Origin of the sequence: Candidatus Kirkpatrickella diaphorinae, assembly GCF_025736875.1 — a bacterium.
GTDB lineage: Bacteria > Pseudomonadota > Alphaproteobacteria > Acetobacterales > Acetobacteraceae > Sorlinia > Sorlinia diaphorinae.
Genome location: NZ_CP107052.1, coordinates 1,051,239 through 1,075,046, shown reverse-complemented (window position 1 = coordinate 1,075,046; position 23,808 = coordinate 1,051,239). Strand labels below are relative to the sequence as shown.

16 protein-coding genes and 1 tRNA gene are annotated in these 23,808 nt (G+C 57.6%); 9 read left to right on the top strand and 8 right to left on the bottom strand.

Going from position 1 to position 23,808, the window contains the following annotated elements; genetic code table 11:
- Positions 1-61: 61 nt before the first annotated feature.
- Positions 62-712, bottom strand: a complete 651-nt coding sequence (locus tag N5W20_RS04785) for a ribonuclease D (RefSeq protein ID WP_319807768.1) — start codon at positions 710-712, stop codon at positions 62-64.
- A gap of 81 nt (positions 713-793) precedes the next feature.
- Positions 794-880, bottom strand: a tRNA-Leu gene (locus N5W20_RS04780).
- 400 nt (positions 881-1,280) lie between these two features.
- On the opposite strand from N5W20_RS04780, the gene N5W20_RS04775 reads away from it, so the two are divergent.
- Together N5W20_RS04775 and gltB are read left to right on the top strand one after the other, a co-directional pair.
- Complete coding sequence (locus N5W20_RS04775) at positions 1,281-2,753, top strand: NAD(P)-dependent oxidoreductase (RefSeq protein ID WP_319807767.1); 1,473 nt, start codon at positions 1,281-1,283, stop codon at positions 2,751-2,753.
- A gap of 3 nt (positions 2,754-2,756) precedes the next feature.
- Complete coding sequence (gene gltB / locus N5W20_RS04770) at positions 2,757-7,274, top strand: glutamate synthase large subunit (protein ID WP_319807766.1); 4,518 nt, start codon at positions 2,757-2,759, stop codon at positions 7,272-7,274.
- Between the two features lie 39 nt (positions 7,275-7,313).
- Here gltB and galE read toward each other — a convergent pair whose 3' ends face one another.
- Positions 7,314-8,339, bottom strand: a complete 1,026-nt coding sequence (gene galE / locus N5W20_RS04765; protein ID WP_319807765.1) for a UDP-glucose 4-epimerase GalE — start codon at positions 8,337-8,339, stop codon at positions 7,314-7,316.
- Between the two features lie 330 nt (positions 8,340-8,669).
- On the opposite strand from galE, the gene N5W20_RS04760 reads away from it, so the two are divergent.
- Genes N5W20_RS04760 through N5W20_RS04750 form a run of 3 tightly spaced genes read left to right on the top strand, consistent with a single transcriptional unit; the run spans position 8,670 to position 13,315 of the window.
- A complete protein-coding gene (locus N5W20_RS04760; protein ID WP_319807764.1) occupies positions 8,670-10,112 on the top strand; it encodes an AMP nucleosidase in 1,443 nt (480 codons plus the stop codon).
- A 33-nt stretch (positions 10,113-10,145) separates the two neighbouring features.
- Positions 10,146-11,951 (top strand): M3 family oligoendopeptidase, encoded by a 1,806-nt coding sequence (locus tag N5W20_RS04755; RefSeq protein ID WP_319807763.1) that lies wholly within the window; start codon positions 10,146-10,148, stop codon positions 11,949-11,951.
- On the top strand, positions 11,948-13,315 hold the full coding sequence (locus tag N5W20_RS04750; RefSeq protein ID WP_319807762.1) for an ABC1 kinase family protein: 1,368 nt from the start codon (positions 11,948-11,950) through the stop codon (positions 13,313-13,315). The genes N5W20_RS04755 and N5W20_RS04750 overlap by 4 nt, the downstream gene beginning before the upstream one ends.
- Before the next feature lie 62 nt (positions 13,316-13,377).
- On the opposite strand, the gene glpK is transcribed toward N5W20_RS04750, so the two are convergent.
- The 4 genes from glpK to N5W20_RS04730 all read right to left on the bottom strand — a co-directional run bounded on the left by glpK (position 13,378) and on the right by N5W20_RS04730 (position 18,598).
- Entirely contained in the window at positions 13,378-14,874 is a 1,497-nt protein-coding gene (glpK, locus tag N5W20_RS04745; protein WP_319807761.1) for a glycerol kinase GlpK, read from the bottom strand.
- Positions 14,875-14,934: 60 nt separating this feature from the next.
- The gene (locus tag N5W20_RS04740) at positions 14,935-15,780 is read right to left on the bottom strand and encodes an MIP/aquaporin family protein (protein ID WP_319807760.1); all 846 of its coding nucleotides are present in this window, start codon (positions 15,778-15,780) and stop codon (positions 14,935-14,937) included.
- 301 nt (positions 15,781-16,081) lie between these two features.
- The gene (gene glpD / locus N5W20_RS04735; protein WP_319807759.1) at positions 16,082-17,599 is read right to left on the bottom strand and encodes a glycerol-3-phosphate dehydrogenase; all 1,518 of its coding nucleotides are present in this window, start codon (positions 17,597-17,599) and stop codon (positions 16,082-16,084) included.
- A 222-nt stretch (positions 17,600-17,821) separates the two neighbouring features.
- Positions 17,822-18,598 (bottom strand): DeoR/GlpR family DNA-binding transcription regulator, encoded by a 777-nt coding sequence (locus N5W20_RS04730; RefSeq protein WP_319807758.1) that lies wholly within the window; start codon positions 18,596-18,598, stop codon positions 17,822-17,824.
- Positions 18,599-18,776: 178 nt separating this feature from the next.
- Here N5W20_RS04730 and uvrB point away from each other — a divergent pair, with 178 nt between their 5' ends.
- The 4 genes from uvrB to gshB all read left to right on the top strand — a co-directional run bounded on the left by uvrB (position 18,777) and on the right by gshB (position 23,503).
- A complete protein-coding gene (gene uvrB, locus N5W20_RS04725) occupies positions 18,777-20,987 on the top strand; it encodes an excinuclease ABC subunit UvrB (protein WP_408869421.1) in 2,211 nt (736 codons plus the stop codon).
- Positions 20,987-21,889 carry an aldose 1-epimerase gene (locus N5W20_RS04720; protein ID WP_319807756.1) on the top strand — a complete coding sequence of 301 codons (903 nt, stop codon included), beginning with the start codon at positions 20,987-20,989 and terminating at the stop codon, positions 21,887-21,889. Before uvrB ends, N5W20_RS04720 begins: the two co-directional genes overlap by 1 nt.
- A 37-nt stretch (positions 21,890-21,926) precedes the next feature.
- Positions 21,927-22,445: a transcription elongation factor GreB gene (gene greB, locus N5W20_RS04715; RefSeq protein WP_319807755.1), complete on the top strand. Its 519-nt coding sequence runs from the start codon at positions 21,927-21,929 to the stop codon at positions 22,443-22,445.
- Positions 22,446-22,519: 74 nt separating this feature from the next.
- Positions 22,520-23,503 (top strand): glutathione synthase, encoded by a 984-nt coding sequence (gene gshB / locus N5W20_RS04710; protein ID WP_319807754.1) that lies wholly within the window; start codon positions 22,520-22,522, stop codon positions 23,501-23,503.
- A 1-nt stretch (position 23,504) separates the two neighbouring features.
- Here the strand turns inward: gshB and N5W20_RS04705 are convergent, their stop codons facing one another.
- Positions 23,505-23,774 carry a hypothetical protein gene (locus tag N5W20_RS04705; protein WP_319807753.1) on the bottom strand — a complete coding sequence of 90 codons (270 nt, stop codon included), beginning with the start codon at positions 23,772-23,774 and terminating at the stop codon, positions 23,505-23,507.
- Between the last annotated feature and the right edge of the window lie 34 nt (positions 23,775-23,808).

Here is a 23,808-nt window from a genome sequence, read left to right as displayed (position 1 = left end):
ACTGATCAATGAGTCATGTCCCGACCACCCTAACGCATCAGACGACGAAACAACACCGCGTTCAAGCGCGGTGGGAGAATATGTCAGGGTCCGTGTAACCTAATATGTCCAGCTTCGCCCGTGTCGGGAGGAAATCGAAACAGGCCTGGGCAAGCGCCATGCGGTCTTCCCGCTCCAGAAGGGCCTTGAGCTTCGCCCACAAAGCGTGAAGATAGAGGACATCGGAGGCCGCGTAAGCCAATTGCTCTTTATTGAGAATTTCGGCGCCCCAGTCGGACGTCTGTTGTTGCTTCAATAACTCAATGCCCAGAAGCTCCCGGCATAAATGCGCCAGGCCGTGACGATCGGTGAAAGTGCGCACGAGGCGCGCGGCGATTTTCGTGCAAATGATGGGCGTCACGTCAATTTTGAGGGCATGTTGCAGGAGGGCGACATCGAAACGCGCAAAATGCATGAGCTTCGTCGTTTGCGGGTCTGTCAGCAGCGCTTTGAGATTGGGGCAATCCGCGTAGCCTCCATCGGGCCGGGGCGGTCTGATCTGCACAAGATGCGCCGTGCCATCACCGGCGGAAAGCTGCACAAGGCAAAGCCGGTCTCGATGCGGGTTGAGCCCCATGGCTTCCGTATCGATCGCGACAACAGCGCCGAAATCAAGGCCGGATGGCAGGTCTCCATCATGGAGGAGGGGTTGGGCTTGCGGGCTGGAAGCCATCGGCAATCGTCCTTCATCCGGCCCGGTCCGGGCGGTGACGGCAAAATGTCGCTCACACCGTCAGGCATTTTTAAAGAAAACTGGTGCCCAGAAGAAGACTCGAACTTCCACGTCCTTGCGGACACAGGTACCTGAAACCTGCGCGTCTACCAATTCCGCCATCTGGGCACGGAGCCTGTCATGCATCTCAACGACACATGCAGTTGGTGAGCAAGCGTTTAAACGGCTCGCGGCCTGGCGTCAATATGGTGTTTTACGTCTCATGCGTCTGTCCATCGCGGCAGGATGCGCTGAAGGGCGCGAGAAGCCAGGAGGGTCAAAATAAAACGTCTCAAATGAGACCTATTTGAGACTGAAGAAAATTTCTGACCCGAGACAATAAGGCCAAAAACGACAATTAGGTCAACATAAATGACTTATATTCTCGGCCTACTTACTTTATGTCGCGATATGGGCGCCTTCCCTTCATTCAGCGCCTGTTTCTTGCATGGATGAAAAGCGGCAAGCGTGGGCTCTTCCCACGATTTCCGTAAGCGTTTCATCTGATGCTCTGGGAGAGAGGTTGGCGATGGTCGAGCGGATGCTTCAATTTGTTTCTGTCCCGCAGGAAATGCCGCAGAAGCGTGATGCTGATGCGCGCCGACGGGATTTTGCAGAAATCTATAAAAACTTTGCGCTCAAACAGGCTGAGCGTCAGGCCAGCCGGTGCTCTCAATGCGGCGTGCCCTTCTGCTCCGTGCATTGTCCCCTGGGGAATAACATCCCCGATTGGCTGATGCTGACGGCGGAAGGGCGGTTGGAGGAAGCTTACGCGGTCTCCTCCGCGACAAACAGCTTCCCCGAAATTTGTGGCCGCGTCTGCCCGCAGGACCGCCTTTGTGAGGGCAATTGCGTCATCCAGAAGGGCTTTGAGAGCGTCACAATTGGCGCTGTCGAGAAATTCGTGACGGAAAATGCCTTTGCCGAGGGTTGGGTCAAGCCGCGTCTGCCGCGCGTGGAATTGGCGCAATCTGTCGCCATTATCGGTGCCGGTCCCGCGGGGCTTGCAGCAGCGGAGCGGCTTCGGGCGCGCGGTTATCAGGTCCATGTTTATGACCGGCATGACCGTATCGGCGGGTTGCTCGTCTACGGTATTCCCAGTTTCAAGCTTGAAAAAGACATTATCGCGCGGCGTCATGATCTGCTCGTCAGGCAGGGCATTCAGTTTCATCTCAAGACGGAAATCGGGGAAGGTGAGGGGCGCATCAGCTTTGCGGCATTGCGAGACCAGCATGATGCGGTTTTCATCGCGACGGGTGTTTATCAATCCCGGGATATCGCGCTCCCCGGCGCGGCGCGCGCGGGCGTCATTCAGGCTTTGGCCTACCTCACGGAGTCGAATAAACGCGGTTATCATGATGTTCCCGACACGGAAACCACTCTCCACGCCCGGGATCGCCGCGTCGTCGTGATTGGGGGCGGTGATACGGCCATGGATTGCGTGCGCACGGCGATTCGGCAGGGTGCTGCTTCCGTGACCTGCCTTTATCGGCGGGATCGTGTAAATATGCCCGGCTCAGCGCAGGAAGTGCGGAATGCGGAGGAGGAGGGCGTCACTTTCTCCTGGCTCACCACGCCGGTCGAATTTATCGGCGCACAGCAGATTGAGGCGATCAAGGTGCAGGCCATGCGCCTGGGCGGTATCGGCCCGACGGGACGACGGGATGTTGAGCCTGTGCCCGGCGATGTCCAGCAGATTCAGGCGGATCTTGTCATATTGGCGCTTGGTTTTGAGCCGGAAGACCTGCGTGCTGACTGGCGCGTGCCTGAATTGGGCGTGACACATTGGGGCACGGTGCAGACCCGCCCCGGGCAATATGAGACAAACCTTGAAGGCATATTTGCTGGCGGGGATATTGTGCGCGGCGCCTCCCTCGTTGTCTGGGCCATACGTGATGGGCAGGAGGCCGCTGAATCCATGCACGCTTATCTCAAGGCGCGTGACGCGGCCGAATCGCACGCAGCGGCGGCGATGATGAAAAAGCGCCGGGTGGGGGAATAAACCATGTCAGAAAATAACTTCGTCACGGAATGGCAGAATAACGTCGCCGCCCTCAAAAATCTCTATGACCCCGCGCAGGAGAAAGACGCATGTGGCGTTGGTCTTATCGCCGCGTTGGACGGGAAGCCCCGCCGCGATGTGGTTGAGGCGGGCATTGAGGCGTTAAAGGCCCTCTGGCATCGCGGTGCCGTGGATGCTGATGGCAAGACGGGTGACGGCGCAGGTATTCATATAGAAATTCCGCAGAACTTCTTCCGGGATGTGATTCATTATAGCGGTGCGGGGACGGAAGATGCCCGGCTCGCTGTCGGTATGATCTTCCTGCCGAAAACGGACCTCGTCGCGCAGGAGGCCGGGCGCTCCATCATTGAGAGTGAAGTTCTTAATTTCGGCCACAGCATTTATGGCTGGCGACAAGTGCCGATCGACACGCGATGCATCGGGGAAAAAGCCAATGCGACCCGGCCGGAAATTGAGCAGATCATTATCCGCAATGCGCTCGGCCGTTCGGAAGATGAATTTGAGCGCGACCTTTACGTTATCCGGCGTCGTATCGAGAAAGCTGCTTCCGCCAGCCAGACGGACGTTTATGTCTGCTCCCTTTCCTGCCGGTCCGTCATTTATAAAGGCATGTTCCTGGCGGAGAATCTGACGGATTTTTATCCGGATCTGCTCCATCCGCAGTTCATCTCGCGCTTCGCCATTTACCATCAGCGTTACTCAACCAACACATTCCCGACCTGGAAGCTCGCCCAGCCTTTCCGGCGCATTGCCCATAATGGCGAAATCAACACGCTTTCCGGCAATGTCAATTGGATGCGCAGCCATGAAACGCGCCTGGCCCATCCGGATTTCGACGCTTACATGGATGATATCAAACCCGTCATACAGGCTGCGGGCTCTGACACGGCGATGCTGGATAATGTGTTTGAGCTTCTCGCGCTCGCCGGGCGACCGGCGCCGCTGGTCAAAACCTTGCTCGTCCCGGCATCTCTGAGCCAGGCCTCGGGGCTGACGAAAGATGAGCGCGCGCTGTTTCATTATCATAATGCGGTGATGGAGCCGTGGGATGGCCCGGCCGCCCTCTGCGCCACGGATGGGCGTTGGGTGATTGCGGGGCTGGATCGCGCCGGTCTGCGGCCTCTGCGTTATACGATGACGACGGACGGATTGCTGATTGTCGGTTCGGAAACCGGGATGGTGCATGTTGAAGATGCGCGCGTCACCGCCAAGGGGCGGTTGGGCCCGGGCGAGACGCTGGGCTTCAACCTGGATAAAGCGCAGCTTTACATGCCCGATGAGATGCTGCGCCACCTCGCGGCACAAAAACCGTTTGCCTCCTGGACAGAGCGGACGCGAAACATCAAGGCCATCGTGCGGGATGACGTCGCGGAACCCGTTACACTTGATGATGACGCCCTCATGCGGCGGCAACTCGCCATGAGCCTGACTTACGAAGATCTGGAGATGATCCTTCATCCCATGATCGAGAATGCGTCCGAAGCCATCGGCTCCATGGGGGATGATGCGCCCTTGCAGGTGCTGTCAAAGACCTATCGTGGCCTGGCGCATTATTTCCGTCAGGGTTTCAGCCAGGTCACGAACCCACCCATCGATTCGCTGCGTGAACTGAACGTGATGAGTCTGGCCACGCGCCTCGGCAATCTGGGCAATATACTCGACCAGACGCCGGACCAATGCGACATGTTGCTTCTGCCCAGCCCCGTCCTGACGAATGGTGAGTTCGAAGCGTTGCGGCAGTTCTGTGGACGTGAAGCGCAGATGATTGACTGCACCTTCCCGCTTGCGGAAGGGGAGGCGGGTTTGAAACAGGCAATCACCCGCATCCGGCGTGAGGCGGAGGAAAGTGTGCGCGGTGGATGCACCCATCTCTTCTTATCCGATGAGAAACAGGACGCATCCCGGGTCGCGATCCCGATGATTTTGGCGACGGCGTCGGTGCATATTCATCTGGTGCGGCAATCTTTGCGGACGTTTACATCGCTCAATGTCCGGTCATCCGACGTGCTTGACGTGCATGGTATGGCGGTAACAATTGGCGTGGGCGCGACGTCCGTCAATCCATTCCTCGCGCAGGAGGCCATCGCCAACCGCCTCAAACGCGGCCTTTTCGGTGCTCTGAGTTTACGGGATGCGGTCGAGCGTTATCGCAAGGCGCTGGATAAGGGCCTCCTCAAAATCATGTCGAAATCCGGCATTTCCATCGTGGCGAGCTATCGCGGTGGCTATAATTTTGAGGCGGTTGGTTTATCGCGTGCTTTTGTCGCGGAGTTTTTCCCCGGCATGCCCTCGCGTATCTCAGGGATCGGCCTACCCGGACTGGCGCGCAACGTCATCACGGCCCATCGCGCAGCCTGGGGGGAGGATGTCCAGGCGCTTCCCATTGGCGGGCTTTACAAACTGCGCCGCAAGGGTGAGGTCCATGCGTTCAACGGGCAATTGATCCATATGCTGCAAAGCGCGGTGAGTAGCGAAAATTTCGCGCTCTATCAGCGTTATGCGGACGCCGTGCGCCAGCAACCGCCCGTCGCATTGCGGGACCTCCTCGATTTCCGCAAAAACCGTCAGCCTATCCCGGTTGATCAGGTGGAAAGCATCACGAAAATCCGCCGTCGCCTTGTTGCGCCGGGGATTTCCCTTGGGGCGCTGAGCCCGGAAGCGCATGAGACGCTGGCAATCGCCATGAATCGCATCGGTGCCAAATCTGATTCCGGTGAAGGCGGTGAGGATCCTGCGCGTTTTCGCCCGCGGGAAAACGGGGATAATCCGAGTTCAGCCATCAAGCAGGTGGCGTCCGGGCGCTTTGGCGTCACGGCGGAATATCTCAATAGCTGCCGGGAGATTGAAATCAAGGTCGCGCAGGGCGCCAAACCGGGTGAGGGCGGCCAGTTGCCGGGCTTCAAAGTTACGGAGTTGATTGCGCGCCTGCGCCACGCGACGAAAGGCGTGACGCTGATCTCCCCCCCGCCGCATCATGATATTTATTCGATCGAGGACCTCGCACAGCTTATTTACGACCTCAAGCAGATCAACCCCGATGCCACAGTGACGGTTAAGCTCGTCGCACGGAGCGGGATCGGCACGATCGCGGCGGGGGTCGCGAAGGCCAAGGCGGATGCGATCATGATTTCGGGTCATAGTGGGGGAACAGGGGCCAGCCCGCAATCTTCCATCAAACATGCGGGCCTTCCGTGGGAGATGGGGTTGAGTGAGGCGCATCAGGTGCTGATGCTCAACCGGCTGCGCCATCGCATCGTCCTGCGCACGGATGGCGGGATCAAAACCGGGCGGGATGTCGTGATCGCCGCCATGCTCGGCGCGGAGGAATTCGGGATTGGCACGGCGGCGCTGGTTGCGATGGGGTGCATTATGGTGCGTCAATGTCACTCTAACACCTGTCCCGTCGGTGTGTGTGTGCAGGATGAGACGCTGCGCGCCAAATTTGAAGGCACGCCGGAGAAAGTCATCAATCTTTTCTCCTTCATCGCGGAGGATGTCCGCAATATCCTGGCGGAGCTTGGTTACAGTAAGCTGGAAGACGTGATCGGACGCACGGATCTTCTGCATCAGGTTTCACGCGGGGCGGATTATCTGGACGATCTCGACCTGAATTCCCTCCTCGTCCAGGCCGATCCGGGGCCCTATGCACGTTATTGCACGCGTGAAGGCCGGAACCCGGTGCCGGATGCGCTGGATGAGCAGGTCATCGCGGACGCCAAGCCCTTTTTTGACCATCGTGAAAAATTGCAATTGCATTACACGGTGCAGAATACGGATCGCGCCATTGGTACGCGCATTTCGTCCATGATCACCCGGCGCTATGGGATGAATGCCCTGCCGGATGACCATCTGACCCTGCGGCTGCGTGGCGCGGCGGGGCAGTCACTCGGAGCTTTCGCCGTCAAGGGCCTTAAACTTGATGTTGTCGGAGATGCGAATGACTATGTTGGGAAAGGTCTTTCCGGCGGCACGATCGTCGTCCGGCCGCCCCCGACAGCCCATTGGCGATCACAGGAAAACGCGATTATCGGCAATACGGTGCTGTATGGCGCGACGTCCGGCGCGCTCTTTGCAGCGGGGCAGGCGGGTGAGCGCTTCGCGGTCCGCAATTCCGGCGCGCTCAGCGTCATTGAAGGCTGCGGCGCGAATGCGTGCGAATATATGACAGGTGGGGAAGTCGTCATACTCGGACAGACAGGCGCAAATTTTGGCGCTGGCTTCACTGGCGGCATGGCGTTTGTGCTGGATGTAGAGGGGCGGTTTGAGGAGAAGCTGAACCGTGAAACCCTATTATGGAGTCGCGTCATCGCGCCTCAATGGCAGGCGCGGCTGCGGCACCTTGTCGAACGTCACGTTTCGGAAACGCGCAGTGCCTATGCGCAGGAGATCCTGCATCGTTGGGAGGATCATCTCCCGCGTTTCTGGATGATTGTGCCACAGGATTATGCGCGGTCAATCGGCTTTGACGTGACGGACGCGCCGGAAAGCCTGCGCGCCTGATCCGGCCCGTATCGCCCGCAAGCGTGGTTGCGTGAGGTCTTACCGACGCATCACGCTGGCGGCATCGATCTGGCGCGCAGCATCTCCGTAACCATCAGGATGGCGCGCGCGCCAGGCGAGCGCCGTCGCGATGATCTGATCAATTGCGGCATAACGGGGTGTCCAACCCGTATCTCTTGTGAAAGACGTCGCATCAGCGACCAGGCCGGACGGGTCGCCGGCCCGTCTCTCCGCCGCATGCCACGGGACATCGCGACCGCTGACGCGTGCGATACTCTTTAAAACGTCGAGATTGGAATGCCCGGTGCCGGTGCCGAGATTATAGGCGACGCTGCGCTGGTCTAACACGTCCAGAACGCAAATATGCGCCGCGGCAATATCGGATACATGCGTGTAATCGCGGATGCAGGTCCCGTCAGGCGTCTCATAATCCGTGCCGAAAATCTGCAAGGCGGGACGGCGGTGCAGCATTGCATCGAGGGCAAGCGGGATGAGGTGCGTTTCCGGCTTGTGATCTTCCCCCGCGCGGCCGTCAGGGTCCGCCCCGGCCGCGTTGAAATAACGCAGGCAGGCACTGCGGAGGCCATGCACCTGATCCGCCCAATGTAATGTGCGCTCAATGAAGAACTTGCTTTCCCCATAGGCTGAGCCCGGAATGATCGCGGCATCCTCTGTGATGGCGCCGTGCCGGTCCGGCCCCCCGAAGAGCGCGGCGGTTGAGGAAAATACCATCTTGCGAACGCCGTGCTGCGTGCAGGATCTAATCAGGTTCAGCGATGAGGTGAAATTATGCTCAAGGTAATGAAGGGGGTCGCGCATACTTTCCCCCACGATGGAGAGCGCGGCAAGATGAAACACGCCATCCCATTGATGCGCCCCGAAAATCGATGCGAGCGCCGCGCCATCGCGCAGGTCAACCTCATGCAGGCGGGCGGCAGAGGGCACGGCCTTCCGATGGCCGGTCGACAGATTATCGATGATCTCGACCTCATGCCCCGCATCTAAAAGAGCGAGGACGATATGACTCCCGATATAGCCGGCCCCGCCCGTCACCAGGTAACGCATAAAACCCCCTTTTAAGAGGCAACACTGCCCATTTTGACAATTGAGCTGGATGGGAAGCTGCCGAACTGAAGAAGAGACCGCCTGAAGGCACCGATATGCTTTGTCATGCCAAATATTGTGTCATTGATCAATGATGGAACACAGGCATTTCACCCGTGATTATCAGGTTGGGGAGCGCATGATTTGCGTCCTCCGGCGGGTCCGCCGCGCGTTTTATAAAGGCGTCCGCTTCCTGCCTTCCCTCAAGCCTTAACAAGGGCTACCATAATGGCTTCCGCGCGACGCTGCGGCGCAGTGTGCGTGGGTAAGGCGCAGGCCAGGGGGGCTTCAATGGACGAAACGCAGGATCTGGAGGCATTATCGCGCGTGGGTTCGGCGTTTGAACGCGCCGCGACGGCGGAAAGCGCCTATGAACGCCTCGTCGCGCTCTATGAGGGTGAGGTCGCCCGCGTTGCGGCGTCCATTAAGGGAGAGGGGAAAGGGTCGAGCTATTATCCCTATCTCGCTTTCTTTCAGCGCCATAATGCGGCGGATATCACGGCGCGTGCCCGATATGATATTCTGCTTGAACCCGGATTTTACGGCACGACCATCACCCGCCCGAAACTTTACGACGCGTATTTGCGGGATCAGCTTGCAGATCTGATGGCAACTTACAGGGCGCCCGTTTATGTCGGGCTCTCCCGACGTCCTATTCCGCTGCCTTATGTCGTCAAATCCGGCGAGGGGCTTTCGGTTGAAATGCTGCAACGTCATGGCGCGGGGTTTGACCTGCCGGACCTGCATGCAACGGATGATGACATCGCCAATTGCGTCTATAAGCCGGAAAGCGAAGCCCCGCGTCCCCTCTCATTATTCTCAGCGGAGCGGACGGATTATTCCCTCGCGAGGCTGCATCATTATACGGGGACATCGCCCGAGCATTTCCAGAAATTCATCCTCCTCACCAATTATCAACGTTACGTCGATGGCTTCAGGGATTTTGCCGCGGCACAATTGGGGGAGGAATATACGCATTTCGTCGCGCCGGGGGATACGGTCTATGGCAAGGAGGGGCCGATCTCCGGTGAGGAGCCTTCAAGCCTGCCGCAAATGCCTGCCTATCATTTATGTCGGCCGGATGGTCACGGCATCACCCTCGTCAATATCGGGGTGGGGCCGTCAAACGCCAAGACGATCACGGATCACCTCGCCGTGTTGCGGCCGCATTGCTGGCTGATGGTTGGCCATTGTGCGGGACTGCGACGTTCCCAGAAGCTGGGTGATTATGTGCTGGCCCATGGCTATGTGCGCGATGATAATGTCCTGAACGACATGCTGCCTGCCTGGGTGCCGGTGCCCCCCATTGCGGAGGTGCAGGTGGCGCTGCAACAGGCCACGCAGGAAGTGACGCAGCTTGGCCCGTCGGAAATCAAAACCCGTATGCGCACCGGCACCGTCCTGACAACGGATGACCGTAATTGGGAATTGCGCCTGCGCGCCCTTTTCTCCCAGATCAATATGAGCCGTGCCATTGCCGTGGATATGGAATCGGCGACCATCGCAGCAAATGGTTTTCGCTTCCGTGTCCCTTACGGGACGCTGCTTTGCGTCTCGGACCGCCCTTTGCATGGTGAGTTGAAACTCCCCGGCATGGCCAACACATTTTACCGGACGCGTATTTCCCAACATTTGATGATCGGCATTGAAACAATGCGCGCTTTGCGACGCAATGGAGTCGATCACCTCCACTCCCGCAAATTAAGAGGCTTTGACGAGCCGCCTTTCCGCTGAATGACACATGAAACGGATCATAACTTGACTGACATGACGACGCCGACCGATAGAGAATCGACGCTTCCCCGCTGGGATCTCTCTGACCTTTATGCAGGCCTTGATGACCCTGCCATTGCCCGGGATATTGAAAGCTGCGCGGCAGAGGCGCGTGCCTTCGCAACGCAATATAAAGGGCAGGTGGCGCAGCTTTCCGGGGAGGCGCTAGCTGACGCAATTGCGGCTTATCAGACATGTGATGAGCGCATGGGCCGCCTCCACGCTTATGCGCAGCTTCGTTTCGCGACGGAGGCGACGCAGGATGAAGTCGGTCGCTTCAGCCAGATGATTCAGGAGCGGCTGAATAAGATCGCCTCTGACATCATGTTTTTCACGCTGGAGATCAACCGTATGGCGGATGACAGGCTGGAAGCCTGTCTTGCGGACACGTCTCTCAATCATTGGGCGCCTTTCCTCCGCGCCGTGCGTCTGACGCGGCCTTATCAGCTCGCCGATGACGTGGAAAAAGTCCTGCTTGAAAAAGACGTGACGGGGCGCGCGGCCTGGGTACGGCTTTTTGATGAAACGCAGGCCGCGATGACCGTCTCACTTGATGGGGCCGTGAAGCCTCTCGGCGACGCGCTGAATCGCCTGAGCGACCCTGATCGCGCCCGACGCAAGGACGCTGCGGATGCGGTGCACACCACCTTGTCCCGGCATCAACATGTGCTGACGATGGTGACCAATGTCCTTAGCAAAGACAAGGCGATTGAGGATCAACTTCGCGGTTACGCGCGGCCCGATAGTAGTCGTCACCTTGCAAATTTCATTGCCCCGGAAATTGTGGATACGCTCGTTGAGACGGTCACGCGCAATTATGAAAATCTCTCACACCGTTATTATCGTCTGAAGGCAAGATGGCTGGGTCTGGACAGCCTGTCTCATTGGGACCGAAATGCACCTTTAACGCAGGATGAAACAGCCCAGATTTCCTGGAAGGACGCCCGTCAAATTGTAACGGATGCCTATCAGGATTTTGACCCGATATTGGGCGAAATGGCCCGTGATTTCCTTGACAAAGACTGGATTGATGCCGCGCCTTATCCCGGCAAAAGCGCCGGCGCCTTTGCCCATCCCGTCACCCCTGCCGTGCATCCCTATCTTCTGCTGAATTATCACGGCAAAGTGCGTGATGTGATGACGCTTGCGCATGAGCTCGGCCACGGTCTGCACCAGATCCTCGCAGGGCGGCAGGGTTATCTGCAATCAGCCACGCCGCTTACGCTCGCTGAAACCGCGTCCGTATTTGGTGAGATGCTGGTCTTCCGCCGCCTTGTCGCCAATGAAAAAGACAAAGTCAGGCGTCGCCATATGATCGCGGCAAAAATTGAGGATATGCTCAATACTGTCGTGCGCCAGGTCGCATTTTACAAGTTTGAAAGGGAGGTGCACGCGGCGCGTCAGGATGGTGAGCTTTCCGCAGCGCAACTTGGTGAAATCTGGCTGAAAACCCAGCGCGACAGTCTCGGCCCGGCCATTACGCTGGATGAAAGTTACAGCATCTATTGGAGTTACGTGCCGCATTTTATCCATGCGCCATTTTACGTTTATGCCTATGCTTTCGGGGATTGCCTCGTGAATGCGCTCTATCAGCTTTACCAGCAGGGACATCCGGACTTCACCCGCAAATATCGCGCTTTGCTTGAGGCGGGCGGCACGCAGTCTCATAAGGAATTGCTGGCACCTTTCGGGATCGATCTGACGGATCCGACATTCTGGCAAAAAGGTCTCGATGTCATCTCCGGCCTGATTGATGCGTTGGAGGATGAGGCCCTTGAGGAAAGACAACCTGCAGCATGACGAAGAAAGATCCTCTCGATGAGACCGGGTTATTCGGTGAGTTCAAGCGCCTCGCCCGCACGTCAGGCACGGTAGGGGGGATCGCGACAAGGCTGATCGGCAGTAAACTCGGCTTCTCACCCGACACGTCCGCACATGCGAATGAGCTGCGCCTGGCATTGGGGGGGCTTAAAGGCCCTTTAATGAAGGGCGCGCAGATCCTCTCCACCATCCCCGGCGCGCTGCCCGACGCCTATGCGGAGCAACTGGCCGAACTTCAGGCCAATGCCCCCCCGATGGGATGGAGTTTCGTGCGCCGCCGCATGATGTCGGAGCTGGGGCCGGAATGGGAGCGGCAATTCCGCCATTTCAGTCACGAAGCGTCTGCGGCGGCCAGTTTGGGCCAGGTGCATCGCGCGACGACGATGGACGGGCAGGATGTTGCCTGCAAATTGCAATATCCCAATATGCGCGCCACAGTTGAGTCTGATCTGCGGCAATTCAAGCTGGCGGTCGGGGTGCTACAGCGCGTCCTGCCCGCCATCAAGCAGGATCAGGTTGTCAAGGAGCTGGAAGCTCGGCTGCGGGAAGAGCTCGATTACCAGCGTGAAGCCTCCCACATGCGGCTCTATGGCGACATGTTGTCGGATCAGAAGCGTGTCACGGTCCCGAAAGTTGTCGAAACGCTCTCAACCGGGCGGCTTTTGACGATGGAATGGGTTTCCGGCGCGGGGATCAAAGCGTTTCTTGAAGGAAATCCATCGCAGGCGGCGCGGAATGACGTCGCGCGCGCCTTGTTTTACGCATGGTATACGCCTGTTTATCGCTACGGCATTATCCATGGTGACCCGCATATGGGTAATTTCACCGTCCGGCCGGATCACGGGCTGAACCTGCTCGATTTCGGCGCGATAAGGATTTTCCCGCCGCATTTTGTCAAAGCCATCATCGATCTTTTTTCAGCTTTACAGGCGGATGATGAGGATATGGCCCTCGCTGCCTATGAAAATTGGGGCTTTACCGGCCTCTCGCGGGATACGGCGCGCGTCCTGAATGAATGGGCGCGTTTCGTCTATGGTCCCCTGATGGATGATCGTGAGCGGTTGATTCAGGAGGATGACGACCCGAATTTCGGGCGGGATATTGCGGAGCGGGTCTATGAAGGGCTCAAGCGCACCGGTGGTGTCCGGCCGTCGCGGGAGTTTGTGCTGGTTGATCGTTCAGCGATCGGGCTTGGAAGCGTCTTTGTCAGGTTGAAAGCGAAACTCAACTGGCACCGCCTGTTTCAGGAACTCATCGCCCATTTTGACGTCGATGCCCTCGCATCCCGCCAGAAGGAAGCCCTCGCCCGAGCGGAAGTGCCCCCGCCGCTCAGCGATCTTTAGTAAGCGTCGCAGCGCTGCGTAAAGGTGCGACGCTGCCCTCATGCCGCAGCGCCGCCCTCTGCTTATCTCGCCGCCGGGGTGAGGGTGCGGCGAATGGCATCCTGCCAGCCGGATAGGAGATTTCTCTTCAAATCCTGATCAATGCGTGGTTTGAAAACCGAGTCCTGCTTCCAGCTTTTGGCAAGCTCATCGGTGGACTGCCAGACGCCGGTCGCCAACCCCGCCAGAAAGGCGGCCCCAAGCGCCGTTGTTTCGAGATCTGTCGGGCGTTCAACCGGTGTGTCCAGTATATTGGCCAGAAACTGCGCGAACCAGTCATTTGCCGCCATGCCGCCATCAATCCGGAGGGCCCGCGTTTCTGCCGTGCCATCATCCCGCATGGCGTGCACCAGGTCATAAGTCTGATACGCGACGGATTCCAGAGCGGCGCGCGCAATATGGGCCTGGGTTGACCCCAACGTCAGCCCGCAAATCAGCCCGCGCGCATCCGGGTCCCAATGCGGTGCGCCAAGCCCGACAAAAGCGGGGACCATATAGACGCCGTGACTGTCAGGGACACGTGTCGCCATATCATCGGTTTGGGATGCATGGGTGATCAGATGAAGCCCGTCACGCAGCCATTTGATCGCGGCACCCGCGACAAAAATGGACCCCTCAAGCGCGTAGGTCGTTTCATTGCCAATCCGGTAACCAATCGTAGTGAGAAGGCGATTGCGCGATGTGACGGGTTTTGACCCGGTATTCATCAGCAGAAAACACCCTGTGCCATAGGTGGATTTGGCCATGCCGGGTTTAAAACAGGCCTGCCCCACCAAAGCCGCATGCTGGTCACCCGCCATGCCGCCAATCACGATTTTTTCCCCGAAAAGCGAAGGGTCCGTATCACCCAGATGGCCGCTATTATCGACGATATATGGCAGGATGGCTTCGGGCACATTGAAGAGCTTCAGCAGCGCGTCGTCCCATTCCTGCGTATGGATATTGAATAAGGCCGTGCGCGACGCATTTGTGATATCGGTGGCATGGACCGTGCCGCCCGTGAGACGCCATAATAAGAAGCAGTCAATTGTGCCGAAAGCCAGCTCGCCTTTCTCCGCTTTCCGGCGCGCGTCGGGCACATTGTCCAAAATCCATGCAACCTTACTGGCGGAGAAATAGGGGTCCAGAAGCAGACCTGTCTTCTCCCGCACGATTTTCTCGTGCCCTTCATGTTTAAGCCGCGCGCAGGTCTGTGCGGTGCGGCGGTCCTGCCAGACAATGGCGCGATGGATGGGACGACCTGATGAACGCTCCCAGATCACAATTGTCTCACGCTGCGTCGTGATGCCCAGCCCGGCGATTTTATCCGCCCCGCCCGCTTTGCTGATCACCTCCCGCGCTGTGGTGAGGACATCTTTCCAGATTTCCTCCGGGTCGTGTTCCACCCAGCCCGGCTCCGGGTAATATTGCTGGAACTCGCGTCGTGCCAGCGCAACCGCATGGGCGTCACGATCAAAGACAATGCTGCGTGTCGATGTTGTTCCCTGATCAATCGCGAGAATATGCGTTTTTTTAGACATGGTTATTTTCCTGTAATGCGACTTGAGTTCGCAAGGCGGCCTTTGAGATCCGGTCAGGCTTCAGCAGACGGGGATGTCGGGATTGTTGGGGCTGGAGAGGGCGTGTGCTTCCCCCGGATGGAAGCGCGGCATGAAGGGGCGCACGAGATATTGGTAAATCCCCGCACCGATAATGCCGCCCGTGATGGGGCCGATAATCGGCACCCACCAGTAATTTCCGGGTGCCGGGATGGCGGAGGGACCCCAACCGGCGCACCAGGCAAAAAGGCGCGGCCCGAAGTCACGCGCCGGATTAATGGCCCACGCATCCAGATAGCCGGAAGAGGCCCCGATGGCCGCCACGATAAGACCAATGATGAGCGCGCCGGAATTCGCCTGCGGGGCCATGGTGTTGTAGTGGCAGGTCACCGCGAAAATCCCGAGGAGGAGAAGCGCGGTCAGGACAATCTGAACGACGAGAGAGTGCAGGGGCGTGACGGCCAGCCCCGGATGGGTGAAAAACACGCCTGACGCCCCGCCATCAAGATAGCGGCTGAAATGATGCACGGCGTTATAATGATCAATGACCGGCGCAAAATTGAGATAGACGAGGGCCGCCCCGGCAAAGCCGCCAGCAATCTGCGCCAGGCAGTAAAGAGGGACTTTTCGCCAGCTGAAGCCACGAAACAGCGCGAGGGAGATGGTGACGGCCGGATTGGCATGTGTACCACTGACGGCGCCAGTCACATAGATGGCGATGGTCACGCCAAGCCCCCAGACGATGGCGACACCCCAATAGGCATTGGCGTAAGGGCTGGGGTCGTAAAGCACATACATGGCGGCGACACTGTCACCAAACGCAATGATGATCACGACAGCAATAAATTCCGAGATCAACTCACCAAAAAATCTTTTCGAGGGAGACATGTCAGACGTCCAGACAGATCATGTGGCGATGATGCCGAAGAAGGTGGGCGCACCTTGGTCGGCCGCTGAAAGGTAGAGTTGGGTCCGTCAGCCGGGCTTATCCCGCGCCTTGAAAGATCGTCGCCAGCGGACAGGTGGCGCTGTGCGATGCGGGGAAACAATGTCTGTCGGCAGTTTGAACATGGTCTTTTTCACATCTGCTCCCTGCCGTTTTCAGCTTTAATGGCGGTAAGAGCGCGCCTTACAGCACGGAAGAAAGTGCACGGGATTGCGCCGCGGCGATGCGGCCCTTGAAGTCATTTCAAGCATGAGCGGCCATTTTCCCATCAATATAGGCGGCAAGCTGCGTCACCTCGCTCTGCGACAGGCGCAGGCCGAATTTGCCGCGTCGCCAGATAATGTCCTCCACTGATCGCGCCCATTCTTCCGAGATGAGGTAATCAACCTCCGCCTGATAGAGGTCCGCACCGAAATGCTGTCCGAGAGCTTCCTGACGCGATGTCACAAAATTCCCGGCGCGTGTCCCGTAATTGCGCACCAACCGCCAGGCCGTCTCACGGGACAGGTAGGGCGCTTTATCCGCGAGTGCGGCGACCTGCCTGTCAAATTCCGCACGCGCAAAGTCACCTCCGGGCAGGACAGCGTGCGCTGTCCAGGACTCAGCGCCCAAAACCGGCATGTGGGGGGTAAGCTTTTCAATCACATGCTCCGCCAATTTGCGGTAGGTCGTGATTTTGCCGCCGAAAATGGAGATGACGGGGGCGCCCGCCACGTCGAGATCCAGCTTGTAATCCCGGGTGACGGCGGAGGCATTTCCGGCATGATCATCAAAAAGGGCGCGCACCCCGGCATACTGCCAGACGACATCTTTCGGAGAGACGGTTTTGTTGAAGTAGCGGTTGACGCTTTCACAAAGGTATGTGACCTCGGAATCATTTATCTCAACATGATTGGCGGACTTGTCCCAATTGACATCCGTTGTGCCAATCAGCGTGAAATCTCTTTCATAAGGCACAGCAAAGACGATGCGCTTATCAGGGTTTTGCAGGATGTAAGCCTGCGGCGTGTCGAAAAGCTTCGGGACCACAATGTGGCTCCCCTTCACAAGCCGCGTTGAATTGCGGCTTGTGACGGATAACTCCCCATGCAGGAGGTCCGTCACCCATGGCCCGGCCGCATTGACGATGGCGCGTGTTGTGACTTTTGTTACCGCGCCAGTGACATTGTCTTCAATTCGGGCTTCCCAATAATCGTCAAACCTTTCCGCAGCCAGGAGGCGCGTACGCGTGCGGATTGTGGCGCCATGCTCACGTGCGCTGATCGCGTTCAGCACGACAAGCCGACTGTCCTGCACCCACCCGTCGGAATATTCAAAGCCTTTGACATATTGGCGCTGTAGAATCCCGCCAGTGGGGTCCTCCCTGAAATAAATGCGCCGCGTTTTGGGAAGGGTCATTCCCATGCAGAGATGGTCATAGATAAACAGCCCCGCCCGAAGTAGCCAGGCCGGGCGCAGCATGTCGGAATGGGGCAGGACAAAGCGCATGGGCCAGATGATATGGGGCGCGATCCTGAGCAGATTTTCCCGCTCCATCAGCGCCTCACGGACGAGGCGAAACTCGTAATATTCAAGATAACGCAGCCCGCCATGAATTAATTTTGTGCTTGCCGATGATGTGTGGCCGGCCAAATCATCCTTCTCAACGAGAAGTACGCGCGCCCCGCGTCCTGCCGCGTCCCGGGCGATGCCGGTGCCGTTGATACCTCCGCCAATAATGAGAAGATCATAATCAAGGGGCATGTTGCTCGGTTCTTTCATGCGCGCTTTCGTCCTATGACACCGTCGGATTGCCGTCGAAACCGAATACAGAATGCGTAACTTCCGTTAAAGAGAACTTAAACGAACATCCTTAAAATGGAAATAACAAATGCGTGTATTTTAAAACATATTTTATGAGATTTTACTAAACTCAGCGTGATGTCAGGGCTGCGCGTCCTCCAGCCCTGCAAACGCGTCCGCCCGCCCGGGTAAATCGCACGGTCAGCTTTTGACGACGTGTAGCGTGACGCCGGAAGCTTCAAGCAGTTTACGGATGTTTTCAGGGGGTGGGGCGTCCGTCACAAGGTCATCAATATCCCGTAACTGGCCGACACGCCCCATTGGCGTGCGGGAAAATTTTGTGTGATCCGTCAGTAACATGACGCGCCGCGCATTGCGGATGATGGCGCGGGCGCATTGCACTTCTTCCAGATCATAATCCAGAAGTGCCCCGTCCTCATCAATGCCGCTGATCCCGATCACCCCGATTTCCGTCCGGAAGTGGGTGAGGGACTGGGTCGCTTCCGCCCCGACAATGCCGCCATCCTGCCGACGGATTCGCCCGCCTGCGATAAAAACCTCGAAGCTTTCATGCCGGGAGAGCGCCGAGGCGACATGCAGGTTGTTGGTGATCACGCGCAAATCATGATGCTGCATCAGGGCGCGTGCGAAAGCCTCCGTCGTGGTGCCGATATTAATGAAGAGTGACGTATTGTCCGGTATCATGGCAGCCGCATAGGCGGCGATTCCCTGTTTGGCGCGGGCATTCAGGACCTGTCGCTGGCGGTAGGCGATGTTCTCGAAAGCGGCGACGCTGCTGGCGCCACCATGATGCCGCGCCAGAAACCCATGGGCGGAAAGGAAATTGAGGTCGCGGCGGATGGTCTGCACGGTCACGTCAAGTGCGCGGGCAAGCTGTTCATTCGAAATATAATTTTCCGCGCGGACCATATCGAGAATTTTGCGGTGGCGCGGTATCGTGATGATCGTTTCGGTCATGGATGCGCCTTTGCCAGCTTGTTGTCGTGGAAATCATCGCAAAAGCTCTTAATTTGGGCAACGCATCTCTACCATGATGCAGCCGGATCTGGGAAACCGAGCAAGTTCGCACATGGTTTGCGACTTTGCCGCCTTTCTTGCGCTTAGGCAGAGTGTTCCTTATCTCTGGTGAATGTCCATGCGAACGCGATCGACACTTCAGAACATCCCCGATATTCGACTGACCGGTTTCAAGCCCGAGCGCCAGCCGGCGAAGGAAAAACTGCGCCATATGGCGGTGCAGTCCGATTTTTCACCCTCAGGTGATCAGCCGACCGCCATTGAGACCCTTGTTGCCGGGGTGCGGGAAAATGCGCGGGATCAGGTTCTGCTGGGCGTCACCGGGTCCGGCAAGACCTTCACAATGGCGAAAGTGATTGAGGCCACCCAGAAGCCAACCCTCATCCTTGCGCCCAATAAGACGCTCGCCGCCCAGCTTTACGGGGAGATGAAGCAATTCTTCCCCGAAAATGCGGTTGAGTATTTTGTGTCCTATTACGATTATTATCAGCCTGAGGCTTATGTCCCGCGCTCGGACACCTATATCGAGAAAGACAGCCAGATCAACGAGCAGATTGACCGGATGCGCCACGCGGCCACTCAAGCGCTGCTGGAGCGCAATGATGTCATCATTGTCGCTTCCGTCTCGTGCATTTATGGTATCGGCTCGGTTGAAACCTATTCCCGCATGGTGGTGCGGCTTGAGACAGGTGGCTCGATTGATCGTGACCGCCTGATCAAAGCGCTTGTTGAGCTTCAATATCGGCGAAATGATGCGGCCTTTGAGCGTGGCACCTTCCGCGTGCGGGGGGAGCAGGTGGATATCTTCCCCGTGCAGAATGAGGATCGCGCCTGGCGGGTGACGCTTTTCGGTGATGAGATTGACGAGATCATCGAGTTCGACCCTTTAACCGGTGCTAAAACGGCGGATCTATCGGAAATCAGCATTTATGCGAATTCTCACTATGTCACGCCGCGCCCCACCCTCAACCAGGCCATTATCGGCATCAAGGATGAGCTGCGCGCGCGCCTGGCGCAATTGACGGCGGAGGGCAAGCTTCTGGAAGCGGAACGCCTCGCCCAGCGCACACAATTTGATCTTGAGATGATTGAGACGACCGGCGTGTGCAAAGGGATCGAGAATTACTCACGTTACCTGTCCGGACGCGGCCCGGGCGACCCCCCGCCGACGCTGTTTGAATATCTGCCGGAAGACGCTCTTCTGATCGTCGATGAAAGCCATGTGACCGTGCCGCAGATTGGGGGCATGTCGCGCGGTGACCATGCGCGGAAGTCGGTTTTGTCGGAATATGGTTTCCGTCTGCCATCCTGTCTTGATAACCGGCCCCTGCATTTTCATGAATGGGACAGTCTGCGCCCGCAATCAATTTTCGTCTCCGCGACGCCCGGCCCCTGGGAGCTGGATCAGACTCAGGGGATTTTTGCGGAACAGGTCATTCGACCCACAGGTTTGACCGACCCGATTACGATCATCCGCCCGGTAGAAGGCCAGGTGGATGACCTCCTCGGTGAGGCGAAAGCGACGATCAGGGAGGGGGGGCGCGTGCTTGTCACCACTCTGACAAAGCGCATGGCGGAGGACCTGACGGAATACCTCACTGAAAATAGCATGCGGGTGCGCTACCTGCACTCTGAGGTCGATACGCTTGAGCGCATTGAGATCATCCGTGACCTGCGCCTCGGTGCTTTTGACATTTTGGTTGGAATCAATCTTTTGCGGGAAGGGCTGGATATACCAGAATGCTCCCTTGTCGCGATCCTCGATGCGGATAAGGAAGGTTTCCTGCGCAGCCGTACCTCGCTGGTGCAGACAATCGGGCGAGCCGCCCGCAATGTTGATGGGCGGGTCATTCTCTACGCTGATAATATGACCGGCTCCCTGCAATATGCCGTTGATGAAACAGCCCGCCGTCGCGCGCGCCAGACAGCGTGGAATGAGGCGCATAACATCACCCCGCAGACAGTGCGCTCACGCATTGGGGAGGCGATGTCTTCCGTCTTTGAGCAGGATTACGTCACTGTCGCGGCGGATGAAACACAGAGCCATGCGGAATTCGTCGGCAAATCCCTCGCGACCTCCATTACTGAGCTGGAAAAGCGCATGCACGCAGCGGCCGCCGACCTTAATTTTGAAGAAGCCGCGCGCCTGCGGGATGAAGTCAAACGCCTTGAAGCCATTGAATTGGGCATGGAGCCACCCCCCATCGCCCGTTCCACAGCGGGCAGGGGGCGCAAAACCGGGGATAAAGTCCGCACGCCGAAGCCTTTCGGACCTGGCGGGGGCGGTTATGACCCGCATAAACAACGATCACGACGTGGGAAAAAATAATGATCGAGCTGCAATCCGGGCAAAATACCATTGGCATCCTGCCCGAGACAGGTGCCGCCATCGCCTTCTGGCGTGATGGCGCGACGGATATCCTTGTCCCCGTCCCGGACCCGAACCTTGAGGCGCAACATGGTGTCGCAGTTGCGGGATATCCCCTTATTCCTTACTCAAACCGTATTGCGCAGGGTCAATTTTCCTTCAATGAGGGAAATTACCGCCTCACGCCGAATATGCGCGGCGAAACGCACAGTATCCACGGCAATGCGTGGGAGCATGAATGGAAGGTCGCGCAGCACGATGTTAACCGCGCCATCCTTTATTTTGACCATAAACCCGAAACTGAGCGCGATTTCGCGGAGTGGCCTTTCCCCTACCGGGCGGTCCTCTCTTTCATCCTGACCGGTGACGCGCTGCAGATTGAAATCTTACTGGCGAATCGCGGCGATGTGCCGCAACCGGTGGGTTTCGGCTATCACCCTTTCTTCCGGCGGACGCCGGACATGCGCGTGGCTTTCAGCGCGCGGGGCGTGTGGGAAAATGATGCGGCGCACCTCCCGACGGCGCTCCTGCCCTCAACCGGCAAGTGGGATTTCTCAAAAGCGCAGCGCGTCGACACGCTGAATGTCGATCATTGTTTCGCCGGTTGGGCGCATGAGGCGCGTTTGAGTTATTCGGATGCCGGATATGATGTCGTCATCAGCGCGACATCGATATTTGACCATATCGTCATGTTCACATCGCCGGAAAAGCCTTTTCTCGCGCTTGAAGCCGTGACAAATATGAATGATGCGATCCATCACCCGGAAGTGCTGGATGCGGGTCTGACCATCTTGAAACCCGGTGACGCGCTTTCCGGCACCATCACCTACCATATTGACCGTAACATGGCGCGCGCGTCATAAGCGGTTTCCCACGGACATATTTACCGAGTGCATTGACATGGTCGAAACGACGTCCAGCCGTTTGGGCACCTACCTCACGGCCGGGGGCGCTGATCGTATGAGGCGGGAACTCAACGCCCTCCTGCTGGAAGAACGGCCGAAAATTGTTGAAATTGTCTCCTGGGCCGCCGGGAACGGGGACCGCTCCGAGAATGGCGATTATATTTACGGTAAGCGCCGCCTCCATGAAATCGACCGACGCATCCGCTTTTTGCGCAAGCGTCTCGAAAACGCCGTTATTGTCGACCCGTCGCGGCAGGAAAAGCGGGACATCGTCTATTTCGGGGCTGTTGTCGATTATATTGATGAGGAAGACCGCACCCACCGTGTGCAGATCGTCGGCAGTGATGAGGCGCGGATTGATCAGGGCGAAATCAGTCTGATCTCTCCCCTTGCACAGACCTTATTACGCCGCCGCGCGGGTGATGAAGTTGTCTTAAAATCCGCGAAAGGTGAAACCACGCTTGAAATCACGTCCATTTCCTATGACGATGATTTATCGCGTGATGATCATTAAAAGACGTTATTCGGTGGCGCTGCCAATCCACGGCGACGGGTTGGAAGGCGATATCCGAAATCAAAGGACAAATCATGACTCTTGACATCGCCTTTCAGATGGACCCGCTCGAAGACGTGAATATTGATGGCGATTCGACTTTCGCGCTGATGTTGGAGGCACAATCGAGAGGGCATAATCTGCATGTTTATGACTTCCGATCACTTGCCTATGGTGAAGATGCCGCGATGCCGGGCCCTGACACCGGCCAGGCCGCGCTCTCAGCGGTAACCCGTGCCGTGCAGGTCAAAAGGCGGAGAGGCCACCATGCGTTTTTCGGTCCGCCTCAACGGCGTCGACTGACATCATTCGACGTTGTCTGGATGCGTCAGGACCCGCCATTCGATATGGGTTACATCAGCGCCACTTACATGCTTGAGCAGATTGAGGGGGCGGGCCCGGATAAGGTGCGCATTTTCAACCATCCGCGCGCTGTGCGCGACGCGCCGGAAAAATTACTACCCATGCAATTTCCGGAGTTGATGCCCCCGACACTTGTGAGTTGGGACATCGCGGCATTGACGCAATTCCGGAAGAAATATGGCGATGTCATCCTGAAGCCCCTTTACGGCAATGGCGGGGTTGGGATTTTCCGAGTGCGGGAGGATGATGAAAATTTCGCTTCCTTGCTTGAGATGCATTTTTCACGCGGGCGGGAGCCTTTAATGATCCAGCGTTACGAGGCCAAAGTAAGGGATGGCGATAAACGCATCATCCTGGTCGATGGCGTGCCGGTCGGCGCCATTAACAGAGTGCCGCAATTAGGGGAGGCACGCTCAAACATGCATGTGGGCGGGAAGGCCACGGCGATTCCCCTCTCGGCACGGGATCAGGAAATCTGCGCGCGGATCGGCCCTCATCTGCGTGAGAATAATTTAATTTTCGTCGGGATAGACGTCATCGGCCATTACCTGACCGAAATCAATGTGACATCCCCAACCGGCCTTCAGGAGCTTGACCATTTTAACGGCATCAATAGTGCGGGAATGATCTGGGACGCGGTCGAGGCGCGCCTCTGAATCACTCCGCTTTGTCGGGTGTCGTGTCTTCCTGCCCTTCCTGCATCACGCGGATGGGCGGGGCCTCGTCATCCGCCTCGGCACTCTTTTTTGCGGCGTGATCATAACGCATGGGCAGGCTGAGGGGCGGGAGATCGGACTCAGTTGGTGTTTCATGGCGCCAACTGAAACGCTGACTCAGGAATGTCCTGATCTCATGATGATAATATAAAGCGAAAATCAACGGCCAGGAGAAAATGGCCACGATGGCGATAAGAATTTCAAGGAGCATCTTGTTACGCTCTGATATCCTGCTGAGGGTTCTC

What these genes read in the sequence shown, in the direction of transcription:
- N5W20_RS04720 (WP_319807756.1), top strand. Translation starts at nt 20,987, where the DNA reads ATGATCGAGCTGCAATCCGGGCAAAATACCATTGGCATCCTGCCCGAG.
- gshB (WP_319807754.1), top strand. Translation starts at nt 22,520, where the DNA reads ATGACTCTTGACATCGCCTTTCAGATGGACCCGCTCGAAGACGTGAAT.
- N5W20_RS04705 (WP_319807753.1), bottom strand. Translation starts at nt 23,774, where the DNA reads ATGCTCCTTGAAATTCTTATCGCCATCGTGGCCATTTTCTCCTGGCCG.
- glpK (WP_319807761.1), bottom strand. Translation starts at nt 14,874, where the DNA reads ATGTCTAAAAAAACGCATATTCTCGCGATTGATCAGGGAACAACATCG.
- N5W20_RS04740 (WP_319807760.1), bottom strand. Translation starts at nt 15,780, where the DNA reads ATGTCTCCCTCGAAAAGATTTTTTGGTGAGTTGATCTCGGAATTTATT.
- galE (WP_319807765.1), bottom strand. Translation starts at nt 8,339, where the DNA reads ATGCGTTACCTGGTGACGGGCGGGGCCGGCTATATCGGGAGTCATATC.
- uvrB (WP_408869421.1), top strand. Translation starts at nt 18,777, where the DNA reads ATGCGAACGCGATCGACACTTCAGAACATCCCCGATATTCGACTGACC.
- greB (WP_319807755.1), top strand. Translation starts at nt 21,927, where the DNA reads ATGGTCGAAACGACGTCCAGCCGTTTGGGCACCTACCTCACGGCCGGG.
- glpD (WP_319807759.1), bottom strand. Translation starts at nt 17,599, where the DNA reads ATGAAAGAACCGAGCAACATGCCCCTTGATTATGATCTTCTCATTATT.
- N5W20_RS04775 (WP_319807767.1), top strand. Translation starts at nt 1,281, where the DNA reads ATGGTCGAGCGGATGCTTCAATTTGTTTCTGTCCCGCAGGAAATGCCG.
- N5W20_RS04785 (WP_319807768.1), bottom strand. Translation starts at nt 712, where the DNA reads ATGGCTTCCAGCCCGCAAGCCCAACCCCTCCTCCATGATGGAGACCTG.
- gltB (WP_319807766.1), top strand. Translation starts at nt 2,757, where the DNA reads ATGTCAGAAAATAACTTCGTCACGGAATGGCAGAATAACGTCGCCGCC.
- N5W20_RS04760 (WP_319807764.1), top strand. Translation starts at nt 8,670, where the DNA reads ATGGACGAAACGCAGGATCTGGAGGCATTATCGCGCGTGGGTTCGGCG.
- N5W20_RS04730 (WP_319807758.1), bottom strand. Translation starts at nt 18,598, where the DNA reads ATGACCGAAACGATCATCACGATACCGCGCCACCGCAAAATTCTCGAT.
- N5W20_RS04755 (WP_319807763.1), top strand. Translation starts at nt 10,146, where the DNA reads ATGACGACGCCGACCGATAGAGAATCGACGCTTCCCCGCTGGGATCTC.
- N5W20_RS04750 (WP_319807762.1), top strand. Translation starts at nt 11,948, where the DNA reads ATGACGAAGAAAGATCCTCTCGATGAGACCGGGTTATTCGGTGAGTTC.